The organism is Caballeronia sp. SEWSISQ10-4 2 (genome assembly GCF_030464885.1).
In the GTDB taxonomy this organism is placed as follows: domain Bacteria; phylum Pseudomonadota; class Gammaproteobacteria; order Burkholderiales; family Burkholderiaceae; genus Caballeronia.
In genome coordinates this window covers 88,662-110,568 of the sequence record NZ_JALPRJ010000007.1, presented here as the reverse complement: position 1 = coordinate 110,568, position 21,907 = coordinate 88,662, and the positions used below count along the sequence as shown (strand labels likewise).

20 protein-coding genes are annotated in these 21,907 nt (G+C 61.4%); 9 read left to right on the top strand and 11 right to left on the bottom strand.

All coding sequences use genetic code 11. The features are described from left to right. The first annotated feature begins 71 nt into the window (after positions 1 to 71). Positions 72 to 1,400 (top strand): aspartate aminotransferase family protein, encoded by a 1,329-nt coding sequence (locus M0D69_RS06855; RefSeq protein WP_301781303.1) that lies wholly within the window; start codon positions 72 to 74, stop codon positions 1,398 to 1,400. A 109-nt stretch (positions 1,401 to 1,509) separates the two neighbouring features. On the opposite strand, the gene M0D69_RS06850 is transcribed toward M0D69_RS06855, so the two are convergent. Further along, positions 1,510 to 2,004, bottom strand: coding sequence for a DNA-binding protein (locus tag M0D69_RS06850; protein ID WP_301781302.1), 495 nt, complete (start codon positions 2,002 to 2,004; stop codon positions 1,510 to 1,512). 85 nt (positions 2,005 to 2,089) lie between these two features. Next, positions 2,090 to 2,800, bottom strand: coding sequence for a helix-turn-helix transcriptional regulator (locus M0D69_RS06845; RefSeq protein WP_301781301.1), 711 nt, complete (start codon positions 2,798 to 2,800; stop codon positions 2,090 to 2,092). Positions 2,801 to 2,929: 129 nt separating this feature from the next. On the opposite strand from M0D69_RS06845, the gene M0D69_RS06840 reads away from it, so the two are divergent. From M0D69_RS06840 to M0D69_RS06830, 3 genes are all read left to right on the top strand, one after another. Then, positions 2,930 to 4,309 carry an MFS transporter gene (locus M0D69_RS06840; protein ID WP_301781300.1) on the top strand — a complete coding sequence of 460 codons (1,380 nt, stop codon included), beginning with the start codon at positions 2,930 to 2,932 and terminating at the stop codon, positions 4,307 to 4,309. A 155-nt stretch (positions 4,310 to 4,464) separates the two neighbouring features. Then, the gene (locus M0D69_RS06835) at positions 4,465 to 5,052 is read left to right on the top strand and encodes a DNA-3-methyladenine glycosylase (protein WP_301781299.1); all 588 of its coding nucleotides are present in this window, start codon (positions 4,465 to 4,467) and stop codon (positions 5,050 to 5,052) included. A gap of 164 nt (positions 5,053 to 5,216) precedes the next feature. Then, positions 5,217 to 6,983, top strand: coding sequence for a PQQ-binding-like beta-propeller repeat protein (locus M0D69_RS06830; protein WP_301781298.1), 1,767 nt, complete (start codon positions 5,217 to 5,219; stop codon positions 6,981 to 6,983). 43 nt (positions 6,984 to 7,026) lie between these two features. Here the strand turns inward: M0D69_RS06830 and M0D69_RS06825 are convergent, their stop codons facing one another. The 4 genes from M0D69_RS06825 to M0D69_RS06810 all read right to left on the bottom strand — a co-directional run bounded on the left by M0D69_RS06825 (position 7,027) and on the right by M0D69_RS06810 (position 10,835). Next, positions 7,027 to 7,824, bottom strand: a complete 798-nt coding sequence (locus tag M0D69_RS06825) for an alpha/beta hydrolase (RefSeq protein WP_301781297.1) — start codon at positions 7,822 to 7,824, stop codon at positions 7,027 to 7,029. Positions 7,825 to 8,107: 283 nt separating this feature from the next. Continuing rightward, on the bottom strand, positions 8,108 to 8,767 hold the full coding sequence (gene flhC, locus M0D69_RS06820; protein WP_301781296.1) for a flagellar transcriptional regulator FlhC: 660 nt from the start codon (positions 8,765 to 8,767) through the stop codon (positions 8,108 to 8,110). Between the two features lie 15 nt (positions 8,768 to 8,782). Next, positions 8,783 to 9,100: a flagellar transcriptional regulator FlhD gene (gene flhD / locus M0D69_RS06815; RefSeq protein ID WP_047845882.1), complete on the bottom strand. Its 318-nt coding sequence runs from the start codon at positions 9,098 to 9,100 to the stop codon at positions 8,783 to 8,785. A 688-nt stretch (positions 9,101 to 9,788) separates the two neighbouring features. Further along, positions 9,789 to 10,835: a purine nucleoside permease gene (locus M0D69_RS06810; RefSeq protein ID WP_301781295.1), complete on the bottom strand. Its 1,047-nt coding sequence runs from the start codon at positions 10,833 to 10,835 to the stop codon at positions 9,789 to 9,791. A 325-nt stretch (positions 10,836 to 11,160) separates the two neighbouring features. Between M0D69_RS06810 and M0D69_RS06805 the strand changes: the two genes are divergently transcribed. After that, positions 11,161 to 11,541, top strand: coding sequence for a hypothetical protein (locus tag M0D69_RS06805; RefSeq protein WP_301781294.1), 381 nt, complete (start codon positions 11,161 to 11,163; stop codon positions 11,539 to 11,541). Here the strand turns inward: M0D69_RS06805 and M0D69_RS06800 are convergent. The 3 genes from M0D69_RS06800 to selD all read right to left on the bottom strand — a co-directional run bounded on the left by M0D69_RS06800 (position 11,466) and on the right by selD (position 16,272). Beyond that, a complete protein-coding gene (locus tag M0D69_RS06800; protein WP_301781293.1) occupies positions 11,466 to 14,021 on the bottom strand; it encodes a mechanosensitive ion channel family protein in 2,556 nt (851 codons plus the stop codon). The genes M0D69_RS06805 and M0D69_RS06800 overlap by 76 nt on opposite strands. Positions 14,022 to 14,254: 233 nt before the next feature. Further along, positions 14,255 to 15,175 (bottom strand): cation diffusion facilitator family transporter, encoded by a 921-nt coding sequence (locus M0D69_RS06795; RefSeq protein ID WP_301781292.1) that lies wholly within the window; start codon positions 15,173 to 15,175, stop codon positions 14,255 to 14,257. 32 nt (positions 15,176 to 15,207) lie between these two features. Then, on the bottom strand, positions 15,208 to 16,272 hold the full coding sequence (gene selD, locus M0D69_RS06790) for a selenide, water dikinase SelD (RefSeq protein WP_301781291.1): 1,065 nt from the start codon (positions 16,270 to 16,272) through the stop codon (positions 15,208 to 15,210). Positions 16,273 to 16,533: 261 nt separating this feature from the next. On the opposite strand from selD, the gene M0D69_RS06785 reads away from it, so the two are divergent. Together M0D69_RS06785 and M0D69_RS06780 are read left to right on the top strand one after the other, a co-directional pair. After that, complete coding sequence (locus M0D69_RS06785; protein WP_301781290.1) at positions 16,534 to 16,839, top strand: hypothetical protein; 306 nt, start codon at positions 16,534 to 16,536, stop codon at positions 16,837 to 16,839. Positions 16,840 to 17,174: 335 nt separating this feature from the next. After that, a complete protein-coding gene (locus M0D69_RS06780; RefSeq protein WP_301781365.1) occupies positions 17,175 to 17,411 on the top strand; it encodes a hypothetical protein in 237 nt (78 codons plus the stop codon). A gap of 102 nt (positions 17,412 to 17,513) precedes the next feature. Here M0D69_RS06780 and M0D69_RS06775 read toward each other — a convergent pair whose 3' ends face one another. Further along, a complete protein-coding gene (locus M0D69_RS06775; RefSeq protein WP_301781289.1) occupies positions 17,514 to 18,494 on the bottom strand; it encodes an AraC family transcriptional regulator in 981 nt (326 codons plus the stop codon). Positions 18,495 to 18,835: 341 nt separating this feature from the next. Between M0D69_RS06775 and M0D69_RS06770 the strand changes: the two genes are divergently transcribed. Beyond that, entirely contained in the window at positions 18,836 to 19,882 is a 1,047-nt protein-coding gene (locus M0D69_RS06770) for an aldo/keto reductase (RefSeq protein WP_301781288.1), read from the top strand. 30 nt (positions 19,883 to 19,912) lie between these two features. Here the strand turns inward: M0D69_RS06770 and M0D69_RS06765 are convergent, their stop codons facing one another. After that, positions 19,913 to 20,437 carry a GNAT family N-acetyltransferase gene (locus tag M0D69_RS06765; protein WP_301781287.1) on the bottom strand — a complete coding sequence of 175 codons (525 nt, stop codon included), beginning with the start codon at positions 20,435 to 20,437 and terminating at the stop codon, positions 19,913 to 19,915. Between the two features lie 238 nt (positions 20,438 to 20,675). Between M0D69_RS06765 and M0D69_RS06760 the strand changes: the two genes are divergently transcribed. Further along, a complete protein-coding gene (locus M0D69_RS06760) occupies positions 20,676 to 21,860 on the top strand; it encodes a 4-hydroxybenzoate 3-monooxygenase (protein WP_301781286.1) in 1,185 nt (394 codons plus the stop codon). Positions 21,861 to 21,907: the final 47 nt, after the last annotated feature.

Here is a 21,907-nt window from a genome sequence, read left to right as displayed (position 1 = left end):
GACAGGACAACTGTCTATGCCGCGGGTTTTTATCGAGGGCTACATTGCGTGTTCTAACAGGAGATTTCCCCATGACTTCGCGCCCCGTCATCGACGACCTCTCGTCGTTCTGGATGCCCTTCACCGCCAACCGGCAGTTCAAAGCTGCACCGCGCCTGATCGAGGGCGCCAAGGGCATGTATTACCGCGCGACCGATGGCCGCGAGATTCTGGACGCCTGCGCCGGCCTCTGGTGCGTGAACGCTGGCCATTGCCGCGATGAAATCGTCGCCGCGATCCAGCAGCAAGCCGCCACGCTAGACTTCGCGCCGACCTTCCAGATGGGCCACCCGCTCGCGTTCGAAGCGGCGTCGAAGGTGGCTGCGATCATGCCGGACGGGCTCGATCGCATCTTCTTCACCAACTCGGGATCCGAATCCGTCGACACCGCGCTGAAAATCGCCCTGGCCTACCATCGGGCACGCGGCGAAGGCCAGCGCACGCGGCTGATCGGGCGCGAACGCGGCTATCACGGCGTGGGTTTTGGCGGCATTTCAGTCGGCGGCATTGCGCCGAACCGCAAGACGTTCTCGGGCGCGTTGCTGCCAAGCGTCGATCATCTGCCGCACACGCACGCACCTGAACACAACGCGTTCACGAAAGGCCAACCGGCATGGGGCGCGCATCTCGCCGATGAACTCGAGCGCATCGTCGCACTGCACGATTCGTCGACGATCGCGGCCGTCATCGTTGAACCGCTGGCGGGATCTACCGGTGTGCTCGTGCCGCCGCAGGGTTATCTGCAAAAGCTGCGCGAGATCTGCACGAAGCACGGCATCCTGCTGATCTTCGATGAAGTCATTACAGGCTTCGGGCGGCTGGGCAAAGCGACGGCAGCCGAATATTTCGGCGTGACGCCGGACCTGATGACGCTGGCAAAGGCCATCAACAACGCCGCCATTCCGATGGGCGCAGTGGCCGCGCATCGCAACGTGCATGACACGATCGTCAATGCAGGTGCGGCGAACGGCATCGAGTTGTTCCACGGCTACACGTACTCGGCGCATCCGATGGCGGCCGCTGCTGCCATCGCCACACTCGACCTGTACGCACGCGAGCAACTGTTTGAACGGGCAGCGTCGAAGGCATCGAAGTTCGAAGCTGCTGCCCACGCGTTGCGCGACGCGCCTTACGTGAAGGACGTGCGCAATCTCGGCATGGTGGCCGGCATCGAGCTGGAATCGCGCGATGGCGCACCGGGCGCGCGGGCGTATGAAGCGTTCGTGAAGTGCTTCGAGGCGGGCGTTCTGGTGCGCTATACAAGCGATATTCTTGCGTTCTCGCCGCCGCTGATCATTGAAGACGACCAGATCGAGCAGATTTTCAGCACGGTGCGCAAAGTGCTCGAAACGGTTAAATAACGCGGTTTCGACCGCAGCGTACAGTCATTGGCGTACTAGCAAGAAGGCCGTTCTGGAGTCATCCGGAACGGCCTTCTTTCATTGAAGCTGCAAGCAACCGCACCGCGATCTAGCGCGCGTGCCGCACCGCTCCCGCCTTGGATGCCGCCTTCCTGCGCGTCTGCCAGCCCTTCTTGGCGGACGCCGACCGGTCAGCCGCGGAACGCCGGCTTGCACTTGCATGCGCCTGCTTCGAGAGCGACTTGTGCGAAGCGGCCTTGGTGCCCTCGCGTTTCAGAACACGCGTGGACGTGGCGGAGCGCGTCAACTTCGATTCCGTGCTCGCGCTGCGTTGAGTCTTGTGCTTGCCCGCCTGAGTGTCCTTCCCGGCTTTCTTGCGAGTGGTAGCGGATGCCGTGCCCTTCTTCGGCGCCTTCACGCCAACACCCGCCCTGCGTGCCTCCGACAAGCCGATCGCGATCGCCTGCCTGGCGGACTTCGCGCCGTGCTTGCCTTCGCGAATGTGATCGATCTGCTCCTTGACGAACGCGCCGGCCTGCGTGCTGGACGACTTCCCTGCGCGCCTGGCCGCCTGCGCGCGTTCGATGGTTTTCTTCTCAGCCATGATGACTCTCCTTTGAGAGAACGTCGTGGGTGTTGCACTAACTCGCTCAGCAACGGCCGTGCCAAATGTCCTGATCAAGCGGCAACTACGCTTCGACTTGCACCGACCGTTCATCGACATCAAGCTGTTCCTTCAATCCGGCCCATCCCTTCGGCGTGACCTGAACGGCACGCGAGGACTTTGAACGCCGGACCCATCCGATCGCGCAAAGCCGGCTCAGCAATTCGATGCCCAGCGGCCCGGCCAGATGATGCCGCCGCTCGGTCCAGTCGAGGCATTGCCGCGCAAGCCCGCGCCGGGTCGGCTTCAACGCAGCCACGTCCAGGCCCATCGCGCTGAACCATTCCATGCCGGCCTGCGTCACTTCGAACTGTTTATCCGCTGCGGCAACAATAAACGTGCGTTCCTGCAATGCCTGCGTCACCGCTACGCCGAGACTGCCGGCGAGATGGTCATAGCAGCATCGCGCGAACTGCAATTCCTGGGCTTCCCTGCTGCGCGGCATTCGACGCACCGCTGCACCTGGCGCAATCGATGCAAGATTTTCAAGCGCCAGCGCAACGTGCGATCCGGCAAGCCGGTAGTACCGATGCCGCCCCTCCGTCTCCACCGACAACAGCCCTCCGGCCAGCAGCTTCGCGAGATGCGAACTGGCTGTCTGCGCCGTCACGCCGGCCGCGTAGGCAAGCTCGCCGGCGGGTTGCGCGCGGCCATCGGCCAAAGCCATGAGCATGGTCGCTCGAGTGGGATCGGAGATAAGAAAAGCGGCCGACGAAACCGCGGGATGACGCGACATACGAACTCTCCGTTCATGACCTCGCCATGATAGTCCGCCCGCCTGTCCGCATGCTTCGATACGCGTCGAAGCATGCGGCATGCAGACGCCCCTACACTGAACTTTCCGCCTCACTGCAAACATTCCCCTGTGCCCAATACCCGAACGCTTCAGCGCCGTGTCCTCGCCGCGACCAGCATCAGCTATGTCGTGGTTATCCTCGATACATCCATCGTCAATGTCGCGCTGGGCAGCATCGCCGATGCGCTCGCGACCGATACGGCAGGCCTTCAGTGGGTCGTCAGCGCCTACACGCTGAGCTTCGCGAGCTTGCTGTTGACGGGCGGCGCGCTGGGCGACCGACTGGGCGCGAAGAACGTTTATTTCGCCGGCCTCGCTGTGTTCACGCTGGCCTCCGCGCTCTGCGGCCTTGCCCCCAATCTGGCTGCGCTGACCGGTGCTCGCGTGTTGCAGGGGATCGGTGCGTCGATGCTGGTGCCGTGTTCGCTGATGCTCATCAACCGCGCTTATACCGATCCGGGCGAACGCAGCCGCGCTATCGGCCTATGGGCAGGCTGCGGCGGCGCGGCGATGGCCGGCGGTCCCTTGGTCGGCGGTTTCCTGATCCATGTGTTCGGCTGGCGCAGCATCTTCCTGGCGAATCTGCCGATCGGGTTGATCGGCTTGTGGCTGACGTCGCGGGTTGCCCGGCATGAACGAGCGCTGGTGACGCGGCATCTCGATCTCGCCGGTCAGGCGACGGCCATCGTTGCACTCGGTACATTGATCGCGGTACTGATAGAAGGGCATTCGTTTGGATGGCGGTCGCCGTGGATCTTGAGCGGGATCGCTGTGAGCGTGCTTGCAGGAGGAGGCTTCGTCGCGATTGAATCGAAGCGATCGCAACCCATGCTGCCCCTGTCCCTGTTCGAGAACCGGGTCTTTTCCGGTGCCGCGTTCGTCTCCATGGTGTCGGCGCTGAGCTTCTATGGCTTGATCTTCACGCTCAGCCTTTATTTCCAGCAAGTTCGGGCTTACTCGCCATTGATGACCGGCCTCGCCTTCTTGCCCCTGACCGCGCTGGTGACGGCGGGCAGCATGTCGGCGGCGCGTGTTGTCAGGGTTTGGGGTCCGCGTTGGCCGATCTGCGTTGCGCTGGGTTTCTACACGACGGGTTTTCTCGCGATGCTGATGTCGACGGACACTTCGCCGTACTGGCTCATCGCGCTGCCCATGCCGGCGATCGGATTTTTCGCCGGCCTGATTACGCCGATGGCGACAAGCTCGCTGATGGATACCGTCGATAAAAACCGCGCAGGCATTGCGGCCGGTGTTCTGAACTCGGCGCGGCAAACGGGCGCGGCGTTGGGCGTCGCGGTTTTCGGCACGATGATCGCGTCCTTGCATCGCTTTGAAAGCGGCATGCATACCGCGATGGCAATGGCCGCCGCCGTATCGCTGACGGCGGCGATGGTGTGGTGGTTTGCATCGAAGGGGATGGCGCGGGAGCGAATTCGTCGGGCGATTTAGTTCGATCGCGGCGGGGTGGGATTGCTGGCGAATGTGGGCTTCCCGCGCGGTCTGTGGGGCGGCAAAATCCAGTCTTACACTTCCGGTGCGGACAGAAAAAACCTTGCCGCCGCCAGAACCCGCCGAGCAACCCCCTAGTGCGAACTCTCCTTTCAATGACGCTCAATCCATCCCGCACTGCAGCACCCATCGATTTCGCCGCGCCTTCCGAACATGTCGCGCGTCGCCTGATCGGCGCGATGTTCACCGTCGATGGCGTCGGCGGCAGGATTGTCGAAACCGAAGCCTATGATCGCGAAGATCCGGCATCGCATAGTTTTTCCGGACCCACCCCTCGCAACGCCGTCATGTTCGGCCCGCCCGCGCACGTGTACGTGTATCGCTCATACGGAATCCACTGGTGCCTGAACTTCGTTTGCCGCGAAGAAGGCCACGGCGCGGGAGTGCTGATCCGCGCAATCGAACCGCTGACGGGTCTTGATGCAATGCGTCAACGACGCGGCCTCGAACCAGCAAGGCTGCTGTGCTCGGGGCCGGGACGCGTCGCGCAGGCTTTGGGCATCACGCATGGGAACAACGGCATGTCGCTGCTTGAAGCGCCGTTTTACATCGAAAGGCCGGAAGAGGAATATGCGCTGATGAGCGGACCACGAATCGGCATCTCAAAGGCGATGGACGTGCCCTGGCGCTTCGGGCTCGCCGGATCAAAATTTCTCAGCAAGCCATTTCCAGCAGGAACTTAACCGGGCGTTATTTCCTGAATAGCACCTTCATTTACGCCCTCCCTGCTTTTTACGCCAAGAGTTGGCGTCTCCCGATACTGCGGCATCCTTATTGCTCCACCGGAACAGACTCGCCATCCCGTACCCGACCGCCGGCCCCACATGCTTGAGAAAGGGGAATGCACATGAAACACCCGTATCCTCCAGATCGTCTCTTCGCGGTGCTGCTCGTGGTTGTACTTGCCGGATGCAGCGGCGGCGGTGGCGATTCGGCCACCAACGCTGCTGCTACGTCCGGTGGCGCCAGTCCCGCCAGTGCATCCACTCCTGCATCCGGCACTACGGCAGCCTCGGGCACGACCACTACGCCCTCGGGAACAACGACTTCTTCCGGCACGGGCACGGGCTCAACGTCGGGCACGGGCACAGCGGTCATCAATGTGGCCGACGTCACGACCTACCACAACGACATCGGGCGCACTGGCCAGCATCTCAGCGAGACCGCATTGACCCCGGCCACGGTGAACTCCACGACGTTCGGCAAACTCGGGTTTTACTCAGTGGACGGCCTGGTCGACGCGGAGCCGTTGTATCTCGCGAGCATGACCATTGCGGGCGGCACGCACAACGTGCTCTACGTCGCGACTGAGAACGCGAGCGTTTATGCATTCGACGCCGATACGGGCACGGTATTATGGAAAAGGACCACGCTCGCTACGGGCGAAACGCCCAGCGACAGCCTCGGTTGTTTCCAGATTTCTCCGACCATCGGCGTGACCGCGACGCCCGTTATCGATCGTTCGCGCGGCCCGAATGGTGCGATATATGTAGTCGGCATGTCAAAGGACTCGGGGGGCGCATATCACCAGAGGATTCATGCGCTGGACGTGACAACTGGTGCGGAATTGTTCGGCGGTCCTACGGAGATCACGGCGTCGTATCCGGGCACCGGCGCGAACAGCTCGAATGGGCGGGTTATCTTCGATCCGAAACAATATGCCGAGCGGCAATCCCTGCTGTTGCTGAACGGCGTGATCTACACGGGCTGGACATCGCATTGCGATATCCAGCCTTACACGGGCTGGGTCATCGCGTACAGCGCCGACACACTCAAACAAACCAGCGTGCTGAATCTCACGCCGAACGGTTCCGGCGGAGCGATCTGGATGAGCGGCGCGGGCATGGCCTCGGACGGCAGCTCGATCTATCTGCTCGATGCAAACGGCAGCTTCGATGCCACGGTCAACGCGGCAGGGGTGCAGATATCCGGCGATTACGGCAATGCGTTCCTGAAGCTGGGCACGACGACGGGCCTGACGGTAGCCGATTACTTCGAAGCGTCGAATACGATCCAGGAATCGAATGCCGACGAGGACCTGGGTTCAGGCGGAGCGCTCGTGCTGCCCGATCTCACCGATGCCAACGGCACCGTTCATCATCTCGCGCTTGGCGCGGGCAAGGACTCGATCATCTACGTGGTCAACCGCGATTCGATGGGCAAGTACAACCCCGTGGCGGACGCCATTTACCAGGAGCTGGCCGGGCAAATCAGCGGACCGGTCTTCAGCATGCCGGCGTACTTCAACAACACCGTCTACTTCGGCGCCTGGGGCGACAAGATCAAGGCGTTTGCGATCAGCGGGGCGCGCCTGTCGACGGCGCCGGTCAACCAGACATCGAACACTTTCGGCACGCCCGGCGCGACACCGAGCATCTCGGCCAACGGGACGTCGAACGGCATTGTGTGGGCAGCGGAAAACGGCAATATTGCCGCGCTGCACGCGTACGATGCGACCAACCTCGCGAAGGAGTTGTACAACAGCAATCAGGCGGGTTCGCGCGACCAGTTCGGTCCGGGCAACAAGTTCATCACGCCCATGATCGCGAACGGGAAAGTGTATGTGGGGACGTCGACTGGCGTAGCGGTGTTCGGATTGCTCGGCGCGCATTGAACATCGTGTTCGCGTTCACATGGGCGCCGGGCATTCGTTGGTATTAGCCCTGCATTAATTGTGCGAGCGCTGTGAGTTGCAAGCCATCGGGTTTGGCCAGGTCATAGAGCACGGAAAAATGGTCCGCACCCGGCAACGGCACGTAGACCACGCGCTCGCCGGCGTCAACGCATGCCTGTGCGTAGTCATGCGAATGGCGGATGAGTTCGGGCCGTTCGGCGTCGCCCACGCTGACGACCATCGGTGCACCGTGGGTGATATGGCGGATTGGACTGCAGCGCGCGATTTCTTCCTCCGACAACCGCAGCTTGGTGTTCAATCGGCCCGCGCTGATGGGCTCGAGATCGAAGAGACCGCTGACGGGCAGCGCGTGCCTGACCGCCGGATGAGCGCGATGCATGGCCGTGAGATGACCGCCGGCGGAATGGCCGCCCAGCACGAGCGTCGAGTGGCCGCGTTCGGCGAGAAAGTCGAGCAGCAGTCCAATCTCTCCGACAATCTGTGTCATCGACACATCCGGCGCCAGTGTGTATTCCGCGATGACCACGTTCATGCCGAGCCCGAGTGGCCCTTCCGCCACGAACGCGCAGAGTTCTTTATCGCAGCTTTGCCAGTAACCGCCATGGACGAAGACAAAGGTCGGTGTGTGCGTCCGGTCGCCCTTGTTTGCCGGGAAAAAATCGTAGCGCTGGCGCGGGGCGGGTCCATATCTCACATCGAGTTCGCCGTGATGCGCTGCGTAGAATGCGGCGCCGCGCGTCTTGAAGTCCGTCGGCGGATCGCCGTTGTCATAAGCCGCGTCGAGGGTCGCGCGATCCATGTTGCGCCACGAAGGATTCATGCATTTATCTCCGGTTTTTTCGTTCGCACTCGGGGGTGATGCCGGGTTGCTGCTACCCAGGCTTGTGGTCATTATATTTTGGCTGATTTCTTTATCACGATTAGCCACTGTGCGCGGCGGCCAGCCCCGACCAATCCAGTGCGAACAAAAAAGCAAAAGGGCCACCAACCCTCGGCAGCCCCAAAAAACCAAAAAAACAAAATATTCTAAGTAAAAAACAGCAGCGGGTCCTGCGGCCACACCATCCATCGATGGTCCTCGGGGTCACCGGCCCGCTACTGCCCTAAGCAGCCTGTGCAATCAGGCTTTCTGTGCGCGGCTGTAACATCGTCGCGTTTTCGAGTACCGTCGGTTCCGGCACTTCGTTAGTCATTGCCATACTCAACTCCACCAGCGCGGTCTCCTGGCTCGCCTGACGGGCGGCCGCCGCTTTCTTGGTCTTCCCCGCGCGTGACGGCGGCTGGCAGGCCCCGCACACCACGTTTTCTTGCAAATCATGTTTGTGCGCTATGAACTTTCCAGTGCAGCGGCAGCATTTCGTGAGCTGCAGCATGCCCGCGTCGAAAAAGCGCACAAGGGTCCAGGCCCGTGTCAAATCAAGTACCGCCTCGACATCGCTATTCCTGCAATGTTCGAGATACAGCCGATACCCCTTCGTCAGGGCATCGAGGTGCGAGCAAGCCGCTTCTTTCTTCAAGAACACATAGGTGTTGTAGAAGAGCGAAGCATGGATGTTCGCGAGCCACGTCATATACCAGTCAGCCGAGAACGGCAGCATGCCCTTCGGCGGCGATACGCCCTTCACCTCGCGATACAACCGGATCATCCGGTCACGCGACAGTGTCAGTTCACTTTCGAGCACCTGCATCCGCGCCCCGAGTTCGATCAATGCGATCGCGCGGAAAACTTCCTGTGCATCTTCGGTGAGGCTCTTCTTAAGCATGGCGCGCTCTCGTGCTTAGAGGAACTGTTCCGCTGGCTGGCCGGCCAGCAAAATGGCTGCATGTGTCGGCGCGATATCCGCATGCTTCGCGGGCGACGTCAGTGCGGCCAGCATGGTGTGATCGTTGAACCGGAAAAAGCACAGCAACTGGTCGGAAGCCGCCAGCTTGACGACCTGCGCGAGCGTCAGCCCGGACAGAAGGTCGGCGAGTTCCTTAGACAAACCCAGTCGAAACATCCCGATAGCACGGTCCTCTCGCAGCATGCGCTGCGCGAGCATGATGTACGACAAGTTGATTTCTCGAATCGAGTCCAGCGTTTCGCGACCGTTCATGATGTTCCTGCGTTCGATATAAACCCCGAGCACCACGCCGGCATTTTTACCGGCTATCTTTTTTTGCCTAGCCAAACGTTTGTTCTGTTCGGCTACGTTTAAACTTTGTTTCAGTGAGTTACATCTTGTAACAACACTGTGAAACGGATTGTAAGTACGGCGGAGCGGGAAATCAAGAACATCTCAATAATAAATTTCCATAAAACAACAGAGAGAAACGGTAATTTTTTCCCGAAGTTGTAACAGGAAAGTGTTGCCGCTTTTTGGCGTTGTTTTTGGAGCGATGCGGAGAACCCCGATCGGTAGAAGCTGCGCTTGACGGTTGATTTGCTAGGGGAAAAACGGATGGAGCTGAAACTCGGTTGACACGCTCCGGCGAATTAGCCGGATTGCGAAGATGGAGTAGTTGTAACAGCGCCGCAGTGAACTTTACGGTATTGAGGCGATGGAAAACCCTCGGATAAAACTGTCATTTTGCTTTCATTTTTATACGGAAATTCGACCGGCTGCGGAGACAAATAAAGCTCCATCGGAATATGTTGCATCCAGTTGTAACGGCTGTAACCAGACTATCGAAATCATCAGGTCAATAGCAAATCAATGGGCCACGCAATCCATCGGTACCGCCAGTCTTCCCTGCGAGCGCGCCAAGGCGGAAGACCGGTGGCCGGATTCACGACGGCAATCGTTAGCGTTGCGGCACGCCTTCGCGCCACTCACTCCAGTGCGTTGCAATGTCCTGCACCAGCGGATTGCCCGCGCGATACAAATTTTCGATAGCCGGGGTGAAGCCGCCCTGAGCCGCGTAGTTGAGCAGGTTATCGGAGGCGGATTGCCCGTCGTAAGGCCGATCGAAATCCGAACCCGCACGCACCGCGGCCACCCGGTTCAGGTCCACTCGATGCGCACTCGCCGCGCGTTTCAATGCCTCATAGGTCGCGTTGTCCTCTTGCTGCGTCGTGCAATAGACACCCTTGCCATCGGTCAACAACTTCGTCCAGGCACGCGCCCGCTCGCCAATGTATTTCCCCGACCACCACGTATCGCCCGCCAGCGTGTCGCACTGGATCACTTTCGGCGCCTGGTTCGCCGGCGCATAGCTGAATTTGGCGCGCGCGGCCTGGGCTTCGGGGCTGTCGGAAAGCACTACGTTCTTCGACAACGCATAAGCCGCGTCGGCCAGATCCGGGTTCAACTGAAACACCTCGGTCCTGTAGTCGAGCGGCGGTTTATCGTCCGGGCTTTTCGTATTGATGCCGAGAAAACCGCTCGGCCAGCTATCGGGTTTTTCGCGAGCATCGAGTTCCCACTGGATGCCGAAATCGACGAGATACTTCGCCCACGCCGCGGATCCGAGCGTGCCTTGCATCGGGTCGATGCCCGCAATCCCCGCGATCATGAAATAGGTGCGGCGCAACTCGAATTTATCGGAGAACGTGAGGGCCATCAGCGACGCTGCCGCGTTCGAGTGCCCCATGCCCGTGGTCATCACGCAGATTTCCTGCCGGTTGCAGTTCACGACCGGATAATCCGGCGAAAGTCCGGTCACGCGGATGGCCTTCCACGGTCCGAGCTTGTCGAGCCAGACCTGGCCTTCGGGGCCGAACATGGAAATAATCATGACCTTGACGGGCTGGCCTCCGCCATCGCCGCTGCGGAAGCTGTCGGAGTCCTGCGCAAACGTTGGCGCACAGGCGCTGAAAGCGAGCGTCGCCGCTGCGGTGGCCAGGCTCAATGCAGGGATTCGTGCGGGAATTCTGGTAGGAATTTTGGCAGGGATGCGAGCGGAACGAAGGAACAGGTCGAGCGAGGAACGGACGATTGATTTCATCTTGGCGGCACCGTAAGTGGAAGGGGAACGCGAGGTGAAACACACGGCATGACGCACGACTCAACACACGATCCAACCCGCCGATACAAGCTGGCGGACGTTCATGCGTTGAGCGCATTATAAAGGGGCAAAAGACGTCTTTGTAAGGAACAAAAAATGTCCCGGTAATAGCCACCAAGCACTAATCTTGCTGTCTTGCCGGTTACGTCCACTTGTCTGCAAGGCGCCCATGTCCGCCACCGCCGCTTCAAGAATGATCGATGCGTTTCACGCCAGCCGTGTCGAGGACCGGCAGCACGTCGAGATGTGGATCGAGGCGACCGGCGACTGCGCCGTCGCGCTCGAGGCCTTGTGGTCCGAGGGCGAGCATCATCGGGGACATGCGCGGGCGGCAATGGAACGGCTGGTTGCGCTGGCGGACCTGCACGGTGTCATGCTCTCGCTCGTGCCACGGCCGCTCACGCGACAAGGGCAAGGCATGGCTGTGCCTTCCATCGATGACACCGCACCCGACAGCACGGCGCTCGAAGCGTTTTACGTGCGGCTGGGTTTCGAGCGCTCGGGCGGCAAGTTCGAAGGCTCGCCGGTAATGGTGCGCTCGCCGCGTTGATCCGGCTCGCTCGTGTGTGAACCACCGTCGCGCTGATCCGTCTTTATCGCTACAGCCAACTCGCCCTCGCCGCCTTTCACGATCAGGAAACTGCGCTGCGGATTGGCGATCTCGATGCCGCGTTCAGTGAAGCGATCGACAACACGCCGGTTGAACTCGCGCTGAACGCCCCAGCGCGCGGTATCGCGGCACTGCATCTGACCGGCGAGCGTGACCGTCGAACCATCCATCGCGTCCACGCCCCACAGGGCGAAGTCCGAGAGAATGCCGTCCTTGAATGCATCGTCTTCACGCAACGATGCCCCGATCTCCTTGAGCGTATCCGCCGCCAGATTCACGTCCTGCCCGAGCGCAATGCTCACGCGCACCGCGGCATTGCCAAGGCCGCGATTCGTGTTATTCACCGTCGATACCGAACTGAACGGCACCGTGAACAGCGAACCGTCGCTGCCTCGCAAACGCACCGTACGGATCGACAGATACTCCACCGTTCCCGACACCCCCGCGAGCGTGACGGAGTCGCCGACTTGCATCGCGTTCTCCATCAGCAGGAAGATGCCGGTGATCAGGTCCTGCACGAGCTTTTGGGAACCGAAACCCAGCGCCACGCCGAAGATACTCGCGCTCGCCAGCAGCGGCCCGGTGTTCACGCCGATCTCGCTCAACCCCGTCAACACGACGACCATCGCGATCACGATAAACAGCGCGCTGCGCATCATCGGCAGCAGGGTTCGAAGGCGCGCGGCACGCAAGAGGTCGCCGCTCGACGTCCACCTTTCCAGCCGCTGCTCGACCATCACGTTTGCGCCTTCCCATACGATCACGGCGAACGCAGCGGCGACCCCGATGGTGACAAGCGCGGACGCAAGCCGATGCCCAACGCCGCCCGACGAGAACAGCGTGAAGACGTGAAGCCCCCAGAGTTGCAACAGCGCGAGCAACGTGACCACGATGATCGCCGTACGGATCACGCGCCGCAGCAGCGGGTAATAGCGGTAGGCATGCCGATGCACGATCGACTTGTCCGACAGATCGCCCTTTCCGCCCGCCGTATGAAAGAGCCGGCCGAGCGCACCGAACGCGACGATAGCCACCACGCGCGCGGCCACCAGCACAAGCACGGTGACGCTGAACAGATGGAACAGCGTGCGATAACCGTTGCGTACATCGAGCGCCCAGACGAACCACAGCGCCAGAATAAGAAACACCGAAAGCCCGGCCCAGACATCGGCGATCCAGTTGCCCAGCAGCACGAACGGGCGGCGCCCCTGCATGTTCTCGCGAATCCAGGCCGCGACCGGCACGCGGCATTTGAGGATCACGATCGCGATCAGCACATGCACGACCAGCGCGATGGCCTTCAGGAGCGAATCGTGGGCGGTGTCGGTCAGACCCAGCGGCGCTGCGGCTTCAGCGAGCGCCGCGCCCGCCCCCGCCACGCACACGATGCGCACCAGCCAGCCGTGCGCGAAGCGGGCGGCATCGTCGTGCATCTGAAGCAGGCGCAGCCCCGGAGCACGAGGCGCGAGAAAAAATCCGCTCGCGATCACAATGCCGCGGCACACCAGGTACACGTCGATCAGCGCACCGACGGAACGGCCCTGCGGCGTGTTCTCGTCGACGAAAATGGACATCAGCACCGCTGTCACGATCATGAACACGACCAGCGGCAGCAAGGCGAACAAGCCGTGCAAGACGGCGCTTGGCAGCCGCTGCAGCAAGGTCCAGTGACGCGCTGCATGGTGCACGCCACGCGCGGTTTCGGTCTTGCGTTCAGCGACATCGATGGCCGCCTCGTTGCCCGAACGCTCGGCCACGGCCTCGGCGTGCGCCGCCGCCTCTTCGTTCTTCGCGAGTTCAGGCTGGGTCGCGTCGATATCCACGATCCCGCGCGCCGCGATCCGCGCGCGCGGCCGGCGCGCCCATCGCGCCGTCAGGTATTCGAGCACCAGCGCGGGCAACAACGAGATCGCAATCGACCAGATCATCTGACCGATCAGCTCGCGACCGCTGGCGGTTACGGTGCGCTGGCGCCACCACTGCACGACCGAGCCGTAATCGAGCAGCGCGGCGACGGAACGGCGCAAGCCGCCGCTCATCTGCACGAGCCAGTAACTCGCCTCATGCGAGATCTGCGACGCGAGGCCGTTGCTCGTCAGCGACTTCGCCAGCACGCTCGCCGCACCCGATGCGCCGCTCGCGGCCGAGGCGGTCAATGCCGAGCTGCCCGATGCCGCCTGCACGGGCGCAGCGAGTGCTCCAGCGGCCGCGACGGCGCGCAGCGTGTCCTCAATCTGACTGCGGCGCGCGGGATCGTTGAGGACGGCCAGCGCGGCACGTGCCTGTTCAGGGGTAAGCGTGACGGATGATGGATTAGTGACCGGACTGGCTGCGCCGGAGGCGGCGTTCGTGGCAGACGGAAGCGTGCTGCTCAGGACGCTCAGGACAAAAAGAAAGAGGACGAGAACAATTTTGCGCATGGGCGGAGATGAGGAACTCGGTTAGGGATTCCGCAACGGACGCGCTTGGGGCCACAGCGCGATGAACCAGCGGTGATCACTCTCAAGCTGAACAAGCTGGAATGGTTGATGCATCAAACGTCTGATCAAAAACAACCGGACATGGGCATGCACATCCAAATTACGACACCGGAATCGAATCAACGCGATGTCGTGCAGTTTAGTGGAACGCGTATTCGTGGTTAAGCGCTTGGTTAAGCGCCCGTCTCGGCCGCGCGGGGAATATCCGGCTCGAAGAATACCCAGCGCGCTTCGGGAAACGCACGCTGCAGATCGGCTTCGATCACGTTGATTGCATCGACCATCGCGCGGCCGCTGTCGTATTCCACCATTTCGGCCTGCACAGCCACGACGATCTGCTTGCCCCACTGCAACGTAATCAGGTTGATCACGCGAACAATTTCCGGGCGTGCGCGCAAGTGAGCGTCGATAGCTCGGCGCACTTCCGGACTCGCCGATTCCCCGACGATCATCGACTTCACTTCGCGTGCGACGATGTACGCGATCACCATCAGCAGCACACCGACGCCGATCGAACCCGCTGCATCGTAGACGGGATTGCCGGTGATCATGGTCATGAGCACAGCGCAGAACGCGATAGCGAGACCAGCCAGCGCAGCGACATCTTCGCCTGTGACCACGATCAGTTCGGATTCCCGTGTCTCACGAAACCAGCGCCACAGCGACTTATTCCCCGATGACTTGCGAATCTCACGCAACGCACCGGCCAAGGAAAACGCTTCGAGCACAACCGACACCCCGAGCACCACCAGCGCGACGACCGGATTGCTGACCTCCTCATGCCGGGCGAGCCGATGCACGCCTTCATAGACCGAAAACGCGCCGCCGACAAAGAACAGCAGCAACGCGACGAGCATGGAATAGAAGTAGATCTCCCGGCCCGAGCCGAGCGGATGCAAAACGTCGGCGGGAGCCTGTGAACGCTTGAGACCGAACAGCAGCAAGAGTTGATTGCCGCAGTCGGCGGTGGAGTGGATCGCTTCGGCGAACATGGAGCCGGAACCCGTAAACGCGGCCGCTCCAAACTTGCAGACGGCGATGCCGAAATTGGCTGCAAGCGCGTAGAAAATGGCCTTCGGCGATTCTTCTTTCATCGTGCTCCTGGCGGGAATGAATCAGGGACGCGCTAAACGACTTCGACGCGGCTCGCGCCATCGATCATTTCACCGATCACAGCGGCGTCGTCAAAACCGTCCGCGCGGAAGATGGCGAGCACTTCATCCACCGCTTCGGGCGCGCAGGAGACCAGCAGGCCGCCCGAAGTCTGGGGGTCGGTGAGCAGCGTTCGTGCCACGTCGTGCAACGACGAGGCCAGCACGATGTCGTGCCCGTATGCCGTCCAGTTGCGACCAGAGGCGCCTGTGAACACGCCCGCCTTGGCAAAGTCCTGGACGCCGGGCAGCCACGGCAAGTCGGCGTATCGAAGGCGTGCGGTCAGTTTGGCACCGCGGCTGAGTTCAAGGGTATGGCCGAGCAGGCCGAAACCGGTCACGTCGGTGAGGGCGTGCACGGCGTCGAGCGCGGCGAGGTCCGTGCCGGGCCGGTTGAGCTTCGTGGTGGCAGCGATCATCGCGGCGTAGCCGGTGGCATCGAGTTGATCCTTCTTTAGCGCCGCCGACAACACACCCACGCCCAGCGGCTTGCCGAGGATCAGCACATCGCCCGGACGCGCGGCTGCATTACGTTTCACGCGTAGCGGATGCACGATGCCAAGCGCCGCGAGGCCGTAGATAGGCTCAACCGAATCGATGGAGTGGCCGCCCGCAACCGGGATGCCCGCCTCGGCGCAGATCGACTCGCCGCCCTTCAGCACGGCCGCGATCACCTCGTGCGGCAGCACGTTGATCGGCATGCCGACCAGCGCGAGCGCGAGGATCGGCTTGCCGCCCATCGCGTAGACATCGGACAGCGCGTTGGCCGCGGCGATGCGGCCGAAGTCGAACGGGTCGTCGACGATCGGCATGAAGAAGTCCGTGGTCGCGACAATCGCCTGCTCGTCGTTCAGGCGATACACCGCCGCGTCGTCGGCGGTGTCGTTGCCGACCAGCAGATCGGGGAACAGGGGTAAGGGAACATTGCGCTTCAGCAAATCCGCGAGGATGCCCGGGGCGATCTTGCAGCCACAGCCGCCGCCGTGAGACAGGCTCGTCAAACGTGGCGACGGGTTCGAATTCAGCTTGAGTTCAGTCATTCGGGAACGATCCGGCAAAGTAGCGATGACCGATATTATGAGGGGATGAGGGTTTCACGTGGTCCCACGGTATACTTTCTCCCGTCTGCGGCTCCGCTCGCAGGCCACCTCCTCCCGTGAATTGAAAATCGTCTGCATGAAAAACTCAATTCGACCCCTGCCGCACTACTTGCTCTACTGCTTGTCGCATCGTTTTATCAGTTAGGCCACGCGCAGGAAACCCCGGACCCGTCGCAGGAAGACTACGCCTACCTCAAGCGCATGCATGTGTCGGACCCGGTGATCCGCTGCGTCGCCGCGTTTGACCGCTGGGTTGCGCTCACGCCGAAGTACGACACCTTCATCGTGCCCGACCGGCGTGTGCTGAGCGCGAAAGTCGATGGCGACACCACCATCTTCAGCGCCGGCAATCCCATTCCAGTGGATGAAGTGATCATCATGCGCGCCTTCGCCAAAGCTCGCGGCCAGTCGCAGTGGACCCGCGTGGACAGCCGCTGCGGTGTGCGCGATGGCCGCGTTGTAGGGGTCTCGCTCACGCCAAATGTAAGGCCGAAGATCGTTCGGTAACAGCGCACGGCACACAAGCCTTCGCCGCCTTTGCCGAATATTTCGGCACACACGTTTCCTTACAAACGCAAACGGCTTGTCATTTACCTAATCGCTACATTGATTTCACGGATTTCACTTGGAGAAACCGATGAAACGATTAGCGATTCTCGCCACGCTCGCAGTGCTTCTCGGCAGCGCCCTCGGTGGTTGCATCATCGTGCCGGAGGGCGGCGGATACCACCATCACGACTATTACGGCCGCTATTAAGCCCGCCAATAACACCGTGATCGACAGCCGATGATGCACAGCGATCAAGCGGCAAACCGACAAAACAAACGCGAAGGAAACCATCATGTTGACAGTCAGGAAAGTGTTGGCAGCCGCATCGCTTGCGGCTGCGGCAGCGATGAGTCTCGGCTTCACGAATACCGCATCCGCCGACGACCGTTACCACCCCGGCTACGTTCACGCAGAGAGCCGCGGCTGGCACGGCGACCGGTATTACGACGGGCATCGCTACTGGGAACGGCGCGAGTGGGAACGCCATCACGCGCCACGCTATGACGGGCCGGTGCACCGGGGCTATTGATCGTTCCTGACCGGTCGCGCAGGCGTTAAAAAACGAAAAAGCCAGGGACGTCCCTGGCTTTTTCGTTTTTGCTGGTTTTAAACCTTGCGCTTTAAACCTTCATCACGCGCTCGCTGACTCGCGCCATTTGCGGGTATCGCGTAATGGCGGCGCGCCGAACAACCGGCTGTACTCGCGGCTGAATTGCGACGCGCTCTCATAGCCCACGCGATGCGCCGCCGTCGCTGCATCGGTCATGTCGATCAGCATCAGCCGGCGCGCTTCCTGAAGCCGCAACTGCTTCTGGTATTGCAGCGGGCTCATCGCCGTGACCGCCTTGAAATGATGATGGAGCGATGACACGCTCATATGCACGTCGCGTGCGATCGACTCCACGCGCAACGGCTGATCGAAGTGCTGGCGCAGCAGCATGATCGCCTTCGCGATGCGCTGCGTCTGGCTGTCCTGCAGCGCGATCTGACGCAAGCGCGCGCCCGGACCGTTCATCAGCAGCCGATACAAGATCTCGCGCTTGACCAGCGGCGCGAGAATCGGAATGTCCTCGGGTGTATCGAGCAGGCGCAGCAGCCGCAACACGGCATCGAGCAGCGACGTGCCCAGCCGGTTGACATACAGGCCGCGTGACGCATCGGCAGGAGTCGATGGCGGCAGGCTTTCGTCGCGAATCAACTTGGTGATTTCCTCCACATCGAGATCGAGGCGCACGCCGAGATACGGCTTGTCCTCGGTCGCGCCAGTCACCTGCCCCATCACCGGCAAGTCCACTGACGAAACGAGATAGTGCATGGGATCGTAGACATACAGCTCGTCGCCGACCATGATCCGCTTCGAGCCTTGCGCGATTACGCCGAGCGCAGGCGTCTGGATGCCGTGGCTCGGGCCGCCGCAATGCGTGATCCGGTGCAGGAACAAACCCTGCACCGCAGTCGCGCACGTGCCCGCGGTATCGGCGGTAAAGCGGTCCAGCAACGCGACGAGATCGAGCCGGGCATGGTCGAGGCCGGGATCGAGCGGCGTTGATGCGCCATTGATAGCGTGGTTCGAAGGATCGATGGCGGAATCCGCCGTCTCATTCAGGGCCATGATTCGCAGTCAGTGAGTTTGCGTGTCTGTCGCCCGATGAACCGGCCGCAGCCTTGCAAGGATGGAGAAGGGTTGCCGTCAGCCAGGTGAGCGCGTGCTGTCGGCGAATTCCAGTTAGCTTACTCGCGCGCGAGTATTTTCGCCCATAGGCGCGCGCGGCCTTTGCAGAATCGGGCAATGATCCGACAGGATCAGGCTAGCCCGGCGAAGCGGCGCAGGCAGATACTGCTTGATCGCGGTGTCGCTGAAACATCGAACGGGCGTTCGATAGTCCCGCCGCGCGGCGGTTTGCTTCGATCGGGCAAACCACTGACTGAAGCACGAATTCTAAGGAACCCAGCATGCGTAACAGAAAATTCGGCAATACCGGTTTGTTCGTCTCGGAACTCTGTCTCGGCACGATGACCTTCGGCGAAGGCGGCATCTGGACCAATATTGGCGGGCTGCAACAGGCGGACGCGGACAAGCTCGTCGGCCGGGCGCTGGATGCAGGCATCAACTTCATCGATACCGCCGACGTCTACGCCGACGGCACCTCGGAGATCATGACCGGCCAGGCGCTCAAGAACCTGAAAGTACCACGCGAAAACGTGGTGATCGCGACCAAGATCCACGGCGAAACCGGCACGAAGGGCATCAATTCGCGCGGGGCGTCTCGGTATCACATCATCGACGGCGTGAAGGCGAGTTTGAAACGCCTGCAACTCGATCACATCGATCTGTATCAGTTGCATGGTTTCGATCAGGCCACGCCAATGGAAGAAGCGTTGCGGGCGCTCGACACGCTCGTGCAACATGGCCATGTGCGTTATATCGGCGTATCGAACTGGGCGGCGTGGCAGATCGCCAAGGCGCTCGGCATTTCGGCGCGCCTCGGCCTCGCGCGTTTCGAGTCGCTACAGGCGTATTACACGATTGCCGGGCGCGATCTCGAACGTGAAATCGTGCCAATGCTGAAGAGCGAAAACGTCGGCTTGATGGTGTGGAGTCCGCTCGCGGGCGGTTTGCTCAGCGGCAAATACAAGCGCGACGGCAGTTCGAGCGAGCAAGGCCGCCGCACGAACTTCCAGTTCCCGCCGGTGAACATGGATCGCGCGTATGACTGTATCGACGCCATGACGAAGATGGCCGAAGCCAAGGGCGCGACCGTCGCGCAGATCGCGCTCGCGTGGTTGCTGCATCAGAAGGTGGTGACCAGCGTGATTATCGGGGCGAAACGCGTCGAGCAACTCGATGACAATATCGCCGCGACGCAAGTGAAGCTGAACGACGACGAGCTCGCCGCACTCGATGAAGTCAGTCAGCTCGCCAGCGAATATCCGGGCTGGATGTTCGCGCGCCAGGGCGAGTACCGGGCAAATCAACTGCGGGAATCGAGCGGCGGTTAGTCGCTTAATTTAGCTGCTTGGATTAGCTACTTAGTCAGTTTGAGCGGCAGGGTCGAACGGCAAGGTCATGAGCAGCGAGTCATGATACTTGCCGTCGATTTTCAGCGAACGCGGTTCACGCGCGTACTCGACGAAACCCGCTGCGCGATACAGCTTCTGCGCTGCTTCGTTGTGCGGTGCGACCGTCAGCTGGATTTCCTCCACGATGGTGCGTGCGTGGCTTATGACAGCCTGCACAATGGCCGCCGCCATGCCCGTTCCACGAGCGCTCGGCCGCACGTACATCCCCATCAGCACGCCCTTGTGCCGGAGTTTCGCGCCTTGCGGCACGATCAGGCCCGCCACGCCCGCCAGGTCGTTTTCATCGTTTAGAAAACCGCCGAACACGGCGGCGTTTGCGATCCGTTGCTCAAACGATGCAAGCGGTTGTTCGACCTCATCTTCCCACGCCGAACCGAAGCCGTCAGGGTGCAGGGCGAGACCTTCGAGCCTGATGTCGCGATAGGCGGAAGCATCGGCGGGAGTGAGACGGCGAATGGTGAAAGGCGTGGGCATGAGCATGGGCGTTTGAGCAGCGCGTGGTGCCCGGTAACCTGAAAACGCCAGTTTCGCACGCACAGCGCGTCTGCTCCAAGCAGGACGGCCCGTGGCAACTACGCTTCCAAACTCCAACGCCACGCCAGTACCTTTATCCAAATTCAGAATACGACGTATCCACGGTATCGCGTTGCGCGATACCCAGCCCATGCGCAAGACTGTGTCCACAAAATCAACACGCATTCCGGAGACATTCATGCGTACACAAGTCGGCATTATCGGTGCGGGCCCTGCGGGCCTCCTGCTCTCTCATCTGCTCCATCTTCGCGGTATCGAATCGGTCGTGCTCGAGGCACGCAGCCGCGGCGATATCGAATCCACCATCCGTGCCGGCGTTCTCGAACAAGGCACCATGGACCTGCTTAACGAAGCCGGACTCGGTGCACGGATGCTGGCCGAAGGCGCGGTGCATCACGGTTTCGAACTCGCCTTCGAAGGACAACGCCGGCGCATCGCGCTGACCGAACTTACCGGCCATTCGATCACCGTCTACGCACAGCACGAAGTCATCAAGGATCTGGTCGCCGCACGCGTAGCGGCCGACGGCGCACTGAAATTCGGCGTCACCGACGTGTCGCTGCACAATTTCGACGACGCCCCCGGCTCCGCCCGACCTAGCATCCGGTATAAGCACGAAGGCTTCGAGCACGAACTGGAGTGCGACTTCATCATCGGTTGCGACGGGTCGCAAGGCGTCGCACGCGGGTCGATGCCCCAGGCTGTGAGGCACGACTATCAGCGCATCTATCCGTTCGGCTGGTTCGGGATTCTGGTCGATGCGCCGCCTTCAGCACACGAACTCATTTACGCTCGCCACGATCGCGGTTTTGCGCTCATCAGCACGCGCTCGCCGAACGTGCAGCGCATGTACTTCCAATGCGACCCGAAGGACTCGGTCGATGCCTGGTCCGACGACCGCATCTGGTCCGAACTCCACGCACGCGTAGACACGCTCGACGGCTGGCAGATCACCGAAGGCCGGATTTTCCAGAAGAACATTGTCGGCATGCGCAGCTTCGTTTCCACGCCGATGCAAGCCGGCAAGCTGTTCCTCGCCGGCGACGCCGCGCATATTGTCCCGCCCACCGGCGCAAAAGGCATGAACCTGGCGGTATCCGACGTCCGTGTGCTGACCGCGGCGCTGCAAGCGTTCTACGAAGAAGGCGCGAGCGACAAACTGGACCGCTACACCGAAACCGCCTTGAAGCGCGTGTGGCGCGCCGAGCATTTCTCGTGGTGGATGACCCGGATGCTGCACAAACTCGACGACACCTCGCCGTTCGAACAACGCCTGCAAGTGGCCGAGCTCGAACACGTGACCACCTCGCGCGCCGCCGCCACGGCGCTGGCCGAAAACTACGTCGGCAGCGTCGCGGTTTAAGCGGTGGCGGTGGCGGTGGCGGTGGCGGTCGTGGCTCTTACGGTGCG